This window comes from Mesobacillus selenatarsenatis SF-1, from assembly GCF_000813125.1.
GTDB classification, from domain to species: Bacteria; Bacillota; Bacilli; order Bacillales; family Cytobacillaceae; genus Mesobacillus; species Mesobacillus selenatarsenatis.
Map to the genome: position 1 here is coordinate 128,767 of NZ_BASE01000017.1, position 6,343 is coordinate 135,109.

7 protein-coding genes are annotated in these 6,343 nt (G+C 44.2%); 3 read left to right on the plus strand and 4 right to left on the minus strand.

Going from position 1 to position 6,343, the window contains the following annotated elements; genetic code table 11:
• Positions 1-79: 79 nt before the first annotated feature.
• Complete coding sequence (gene lipL / locus TY49_RS04280) at positions 80-925, minus strand: octanoyl-[GcvH]:protein N-octanoyltransferase (RefSeq protein WP_041964661.1); 846 nt, start codon at positions 923-925, stop codon at positions 80-82.
• Between the two features lie 120 nt (positions 926-1,045).
• Entirely contained in the window at positions 1,046-2,023 is a 978-nt protein-coding gene (gene pta, locus TY49_RS04285) for a phosphate acetyltransferase (protein ID WP_041964662.1), read from the minus strand.
• Positions 2,024-2,276: 253 nt separating this feature from the next.
• On the opposite strand from pta, the gene hemQ reads away from it, so the two are divergent.
• From hemQ to TY49_RS04300, 3 genes are all read left to right on the plus strand, one after another.
• Entirely contained in the window at positions 2,277-3,020 is a 744-nt protein-coding gene (hemQ, locus tag TY49_RS04290; RefSeq protein WP_041964663.1) for a hydrogen peroxide-dependent heme synthase, read from the plus strand.
• 326 nt (positions 3,021-3,346) lie between these two features.
• Positions 3,347-3,886 carry a spore coat protein GerQ gene (gene gerQ, locus TY49_RS04295; protein WP_041964664.1) on the plus strand — a complete coding sequence of 180 codons (540 nt, stop codon included), beginning with the start codon at positions 3,347-3,349 and terminating at the stop codon, positions 3,884-3,886.
• 272 nt (positions 3,887-4,158) lie between these two features.
• Positions 4,159-5,676 (plus strand): MDR family MFS transporter, encoded by a 1,518-nt coding sequence (locus tag TY49_RS04300; protein WP_041964665.1) that lies wholly within the window; start codon positions 4,159-4,161, stop codon positions 5,674-5,676.
• A 62-nt stretch (positions 5,677-5,738) separates the two neighbouring features.
• On the opposite strand, the gene TY49_RS04305 is transcribed toward TY49_RS04300, so the two are convergent.
• Together TY49_RS04305 and TY49_RS24895 are read right to left on the minus strand one after the other, a co-directional pair.
• Positions 5,739-6,110, minus strand: coding sequence for a DUF423 domain-containing protein (locus tag TY49_RS04305; RefSeq protein ID WP_041964666.1), 372 nt, complete (start codon positions 6,108-6,110; stop codon positions 5,739-5,741).
• Positions 6,111-6,128: 18 nt separating this feature from the next.
• Positions 6,129-6,343: DUF5327 family protein (locus TY49_RS24895; RefSeq protein ID WP_041964667.1), on the minus strand; the 215-nt coding region annotated here is incomplete at its 5' end.

The window sequence follows — 6,343 nt, forward strand, 5'->3', positions numbered from 1 at the left end:
TTGCGAATGGTCTCCGAAAAGAGCCTAAAACAAGCCGGAAAACATTGGTTTTCCGGCTTTTATATATTATTATGGCTTGCTACTCCCTTGGCTCAAGGAATTTCTCATTCCGCTCAATGACCCGGTTGTAGTAGTGATCAAACAGTTCAATCTCATGGCCATCCAGGTAGCCTGACACCAGCTCATCGCTGTTGGCGTTCAGGAATTTCAAAAACCTCAGCATCACATCCTGAATACTCATTTCAACGCCAAACAGTTCGGAAAGCGACGCCATGACTTCTGGCTGGACATCCGGATAGATGAATTTAGTCTGTTCCCCTTTTTTAGAAGTGTCATAAAACTCACGGATCAATTCAGCTCTCTGACTTCCACTCCCAGTCACACAAAGATAGATTTGCACGGCGACCCCTTTTTTCAGGCGGCGCTGCGAGATTCCGGCAAATTTTTTCCCGTCAATGCTTAGATCATAGCTTCCCGGACAATAGGACGCAGAAATCTCCTTTGCCTCTATATCTTTATTAAAATCAGCAAACATTTCCTTGATCAATAACCACATAGCATCATAGCCACGGTTGATATCTATCCCCTTTTCCTTCTCAGGTAAAATAAGTGATAGATTCAGGACACCTTCATCAAGCACGACGGCAAGTCCACCAGAGTTGCGAACAATATATTGGTAGCCCTGCTCCTGAAGATAATTCAGTCCCTCCTGGAGATGGGGCAGCCTTGTATCCTGGATGCCAAGGACGACCGTGTCATGGTGCACCCACGCTCTCGCTGTGGCGGGTGACTGGCCTGTACCAACCGATTCGCATAATGTATCATCAGTCCCGAACGACTGAAGAGCATGAAAGTGTGCACCAAGCACCGACTGGTCGATCAATCTCCATTTATCCTGACGCAATAAATTGAGCGCCTCATCCATCGTGTTTTCCTCTTTTCTTTCTGTATCTTTCCGTTGATATTATAGCATAAGGGGGCAGCAGCTTTACTATTGCCACAAAAAAATGCCGATCGAAAAACTCGACCGGCATGAAGGAATATCTTATTTAGTAAGTGCCTGAGCTGCTGTAATCAATGCCAGCTTGTACACATCTTCCTCGCTGCAGCCGCGGGACAGGTCGTTCACCGGACGGTTCAAGCCTTGTAAAATTGGGCCAACTGCTTCAAATCCTCCTAGACGCTGAGCGATTTTATAGCCGATATTGCCTGCTTCAAGGCTTGGGAATACGAATACATTCGCATTACCCATGATCACTGAATCCGGGGCTTTCTTTTCAGCAACAGATGGAACGAATGCCGCGTCGAATTGGAACTCTCCGTCAACAATCATTAACGGATCACGCAGCTTTGCTTCATCGACTGCCTTAGAAACTTTTTCAGTTTCAGGAGAAACCGCAGAACCCTTTGTTGAAAAGCTGAGCATTGCCACTCGCGGCTCGACATCGAACATTCTTGCTGTCTTCGCGCTCTCAACCGCAATTTCCGCAAGATCCTGGCTGTCCGGAGCAATGTTGATCGCACAGTCAGCGAAGACATACTTCTCATCTTCACGCACCATAATGAAGACCCCAGAAGTCTTACGCACGCCTTCCTTCGTTTTGATGATCTGCAATGCAGGTCTTACCGTATCTGCAGTGGAGTGCGCTGCGCCACTTACAAGCCCATCTGCTTTGTTTGAGTATACGAGCATTGTTCCGAAGTAATTTTCATCAAGCAAAATTTTGCGAGCTTGCTCTTCCGTCGCTTTTCCTTTACGTCTTTCAACAAATGCAGCCACAAGCTCATCCATCATCGCAAAATTTACGGGATCGTAGATTTCAACCGCTTCAAGCGATACATCCATATCGGCTGCTTTAGCCTGGATCTGTTCAATATTACCCACTAAAATAGGTGTTAATACACCGTCTGCAGCCAGTCTGCCAGCCGCTGCTAAAATCCGTTCGTCGAGGCCTTCCGGAAACACGATCCGTAAATTCTGTCCGCTTAATTTGGCTTTTAAGCCTTCAAATAAATCACTCATGCTGACTCCTCCTTTTATCTATACCTCTAGCATACTTTACCAACATTAAAATTCAAGATTGTTACCGTTTACAACCATTAAGTCTTTATATTGTAAATTTTCAAGCATGTTTTCCTGCCTCTTATACTATTTGCAATCTTTAACAAAATATCCTTTTTACACACAGTATAAACAATCCGGGTTTTATAAACACGACGAATGGAGAAACTATGATATGATTATTGTATATTGATGATTTTTAGGAGTGATATAAATGAGTGAAGCAGCACAGACATTAGATGGCTGGTATTCCCTTCATGATTTCCGAACAGTTGATTGGACAACCTGGAAGATGCTTCCGGCACAAGAGCGCCAGGAGATTATCCAAGAGTTCATGGGCCTAGTGGAAAAATGGAATAAGACACAGGCTGAGAAGCAAGGGAGCCATGCACTATATACAATCGTTGGCCAAAAAGCTGATTTTATGATGATGATTTTGCGCCCAACTATGGAAGAATTGAATGAAATCGAAACGGAATTCAACAAGTCAAAGCTTGCTGAATACACAATTCCTGCTCATTCTTATGTTTCTGTAGTTGAGCTGAGCAACTATCTGCCAGCTGGCGAAGATCCATACCAGAACCCGCAAGTCCTTGCACGCCTTTACCCTGAGCTTCCAAAAGCTAAGTATGTTTGCTTCTATCCAATGGACAAGCGCCGTCAAGGCGAAGACAACTGGTACATGCTGCCGATGGAAGACCGCCGCAACATGATGCGCAGCCATGGAATGATTGGCCGCCAGTATGCAGGCAAGGTCAAGCAAATCATCACAGGCTCTGTAGGCTTCGACGATTACGAGTGGGGTGTAACATTGTTCGCGGACGATGTCCTTCAATTCAAGAAGCTTGTATATGAAATGCGTTTTGACGAAGTCAGCGCGCGCTATGGCGAATTCGGTTCATTCTTCGTAGGAAACCTGCTAGAAGAAGACCGTGTAGAAACATTCTTGCACGTATAATATAAAGCTCCAGCGCCTTGGTCAGCCCGACAAGCGCTGGAGCTAGACAATTCTCAAAGTGAAATAAGCGCTATCAGATAACATTTTGAAATCTCCAGGCACCTGCCTGGGGATTTTTTTAATCTAGAAATTCTATAATTCCATAACTCTCGGCAATGAAGTATAGTTTGAAAATGTTTGAGTCATAAAATCAAGCTTTCCTCATATGAATGAAATAGTGAGGATTCAGTTTACTTGTACCCCAACGTGAAAAGGTCAATTTCACCATTTACATAAATAAAGGTGAATTTGAAGGAAGGAAAAATACTTTTAAGGAGGCTACACCAATGACTCAATACAATAACCCATATTATAACTACAGAACCTATCCGCAAATGTATCAGCCGTATAGCGGCACAGATGAAAAGGAAACTGTACAAGGGCAAATGGGGCAAATGGGACAGATGGGACAAATGGGACAGATGGGGCAAGCTGGTTTCCCACAAGCCACAACCTTCCCTGCCCAGTCTGGCGGGGCCATGCCAGGTGTTTCCGTGGCAGGGGCTGCTTTTCCAGGTGCAGGTCCCCAAATCCCAGGAATGCTTCCAATTGAAGCATCCTATATTGAAAATATCCTTCGCCTGAATAAAGGTAAGCTTGCTACCGTCTATGCGACATTTGAAAACAACACCGAATGGAATGCTAAAATTTTCCAAGGTATCATTGAAGCGGCCGGAAGGGATCACTTGATTCTCAGTGATCCGCAAACAGGAAAACGGGTCTTGTTGCCGATGATTTACCTTGATTACGTCACATTCGATGAAGAGATTGAATACGATTACCCATTTGGCGGTGCATCTGGATTGACTGCCTATCCGCCACGCTAATTTATAAACCTATCTAGATCAAAACGGCTTCGGCCGTTTTTTCTTATTATACAGATAAATTATTGATACTTAGATTAGTGGCTAGCTCCAGCACCTTGCCTGCTTTCACCCATAAAAGTGCTTCCTCGAGAATCATGCGGTAAGCGTTAGCTTTGAAAGAATCGATTCGCTTTCACTTTTCATATTCTCAGCCTCTAGTGCCTTGACAACCATTACAATTAAAATAAACTTTATATACCTAATTTTTCTAATTTTTAATCCGGAGGAATAGTATGGTTTCAAATGACAGCAATATTAAACTAGTAGTGGCTGGCTTGCTTCTGGGTATTCTGATGGCAGCAATGGACAATACGATTGTAGCAACTGCAATGGGGACCATTGTCGCAGACCTCGGTGACTTCGACAAATTTGTCTGGGTCACCTCAGCCTATATGGTTACAGTGATGGCTGGAATGCCGATATTCGGCAAGCTGTCAGACATGTATGGGAGGAAACGATTTTACATATTTGGATTACTCGTTTTTTTAATAGGCTCAGCACTTTGCGGGATTGCTGAATCGATGGTGCAACTTAGTATTTACCGGGCAATCCAGGGTATTGGCGGCGGAGCCTTGATGCCGATTGCCTTCACGATTGTATTTGATATCTTCCCGCCTGAAAAACGCGGAAAAATGACTGGTTTGCTAGGTGCTGTTTTCGGAACATCAAGCGTCCTTGGTCCATTGCTGGGCGCCTATATTACAGACTGGTTCAGCTGGCACTGGGTATTCTATATCAATGTCCCTATAGGACTAGTCTCGTTATTTTTCATTGTTAAGTATTATCATGAATCTACTCAGCATTCCAAGCAGAAAATCGACTGGACAGGCGCGTCAACACTTGTCATTGCTGTTGTCAGTTTAATGTTTGCCCTCGAACTCGGAGGAAAGGAATTCAGCTGGGATTCTCTTCCGATTATTGGTTTGTTTATAAGTTTTGCCCTTTTCTTTATAGTATTTATTTTTGCAGAAAGAAAAGCAGAAGAGCCTATCATTTCTTTTTGGATGTTTAAACGGCGGCTTTTTGCGACTTCGCAAATCCTTGCCTTTCTCTATGGCGCCACGTTTATCATTCTCGCAGTCTATATCCCTATATTTGTCCAGGCAGTTTATGGGGGTTCAGCGAAGGCTGCTGGATTAGTTTTGACGCCTATGATGCTTGGGTCTGTTGCGGGCAGCGCTGTTGGCGGTATTTTTCAGACAAAAACCAGCTATCGCAACCTTATGTTCATCTCTGTGATAGCCTATTTTGCAGGGATGCTTCTGCTTAGCATGATGTCACCTGAAACATCGAGATTGATTCTGACACTTTTCATGATATTGGTCGGATTCGGGATGGGATTCTCTTTCTCTCTCCTCCCTACCGCTTCCATCCACAATCTGGATCCGCGTTACCGGGGATCAGCAAATTCAACAAACTCATTCCTTCGCTCGCTTGGAATGACCCTTGGAATAACCATATTTGGCACCATTCAGAATAATGTCTTTATGGATAAGCTAAAAAGCGCTTTTCAGGGAATGGGGAACGGTCAAGGGAATCAGTTTGCGGGAGACCCGCAGCAATTATTCCAATCGTGGCAGCGATCCCAAATCCCCGAATTCGTTCTCGATAAAATTGTCGGAGCCATGTCGGCTTCTATCACCCATATCTTTGCACTCGCCCTAATACCGATTGCTATTTCTGTCATTGCAGTCTTCCTGATGGGAAAAGAACGGGTTGAGGTTAATAAAACGATTGTCAAAGAATCTTAATTTGCAATGCAAAAAGCACGCCAAAATTGGCGTGCTCTTTTTTCATTTCTCTGTTGGCATTTTTACAGATACTTCACAGAAGCAATCATCAGCAATACCCAGGCTGCAAGGAAGGATACTCCGCCAAGCGGGGTTATCGCACCAAGGATGCTGATTTTTGTGACGCTCAAAACATACAGGCTGCCGGAAAATAACACGATTCCAATCAGCATCAGCCAGCCTGACCAGGATAGAAGAGCACTTGCCGGAAGCTTTCCTAAAAGAACTCCAATGATCAAAATTCCGGTTGCATGGAACATCTGATATGTAACGCCTGTTTTCCAGGTTTCTAAATATTTCGGCTCAACCTTGCCTTCAAGTCCATGTGCACCAAATGCTCCAAGCCCAACTGCCAAAAAAGCATTGATGGCTCCGATCAATATAAATAATTTCATCACTTTCACCTCTTAAAATTAGAAATCGAAGAGCGAGTCTCCGTTTGAGTTATCTTCCATCTCCAGCTTTTTAGGCTGCGGAACCATTGGTGACGGCTGATTTACCGGCATCTGCTGCTGAGGAATGCTTGGCTGTGATGGAACAAATTGCTGTACTGTCTGTTGAGCAGAAACCCTTATCCCTCTACTTTGCTGCGGTGCTTCATCAAGAACAAGCTCGCAAAGCGTTTTAA

Bases quoted from the DNA above. Each gene is read 5' to 3' on its own strand.
- lipL (WP_041964661.1), bottom strand. From the start codon at position 925: ATGGATGAGGCGCTCAATTTATTGCGTCAGGATAAATGGAGATTGATC.
- pta (WP_041964662.1), bottom strand. From the start codon at position 2,023: ATGAGTGATTTATTTGAAGGCTTAAAAGCCAAATTAAGCGGACAGAAT.
- hemQ (WP_041964663.1), top strand. From the start codon at position 2,277: ATGAGTGAAGCAGCACAGACATTAGATGGCTGGTATTCCCTTCATGAT.
- gerQ (WP_041964664.1), top strand. From the start codon at position 3,347: ATGACTCAATACAATAACCCATATTATAACTACAGAACCTATCCGCAA.
- TY49_RS04300 (WP_041964665.1), top strand. From the start codon at position 4,159: ATGGTTTCAAATGACAGCAATATTAAACTAGTAGTGGCTGGCTTGCTT.
- TY49_RS04305 (WP_041964666.1), bottom strand. From the start codon at position 6,110: ATGAAATTATTTATATTGATCGGAGCCATCAATGCTTTTTTGGCAGTT.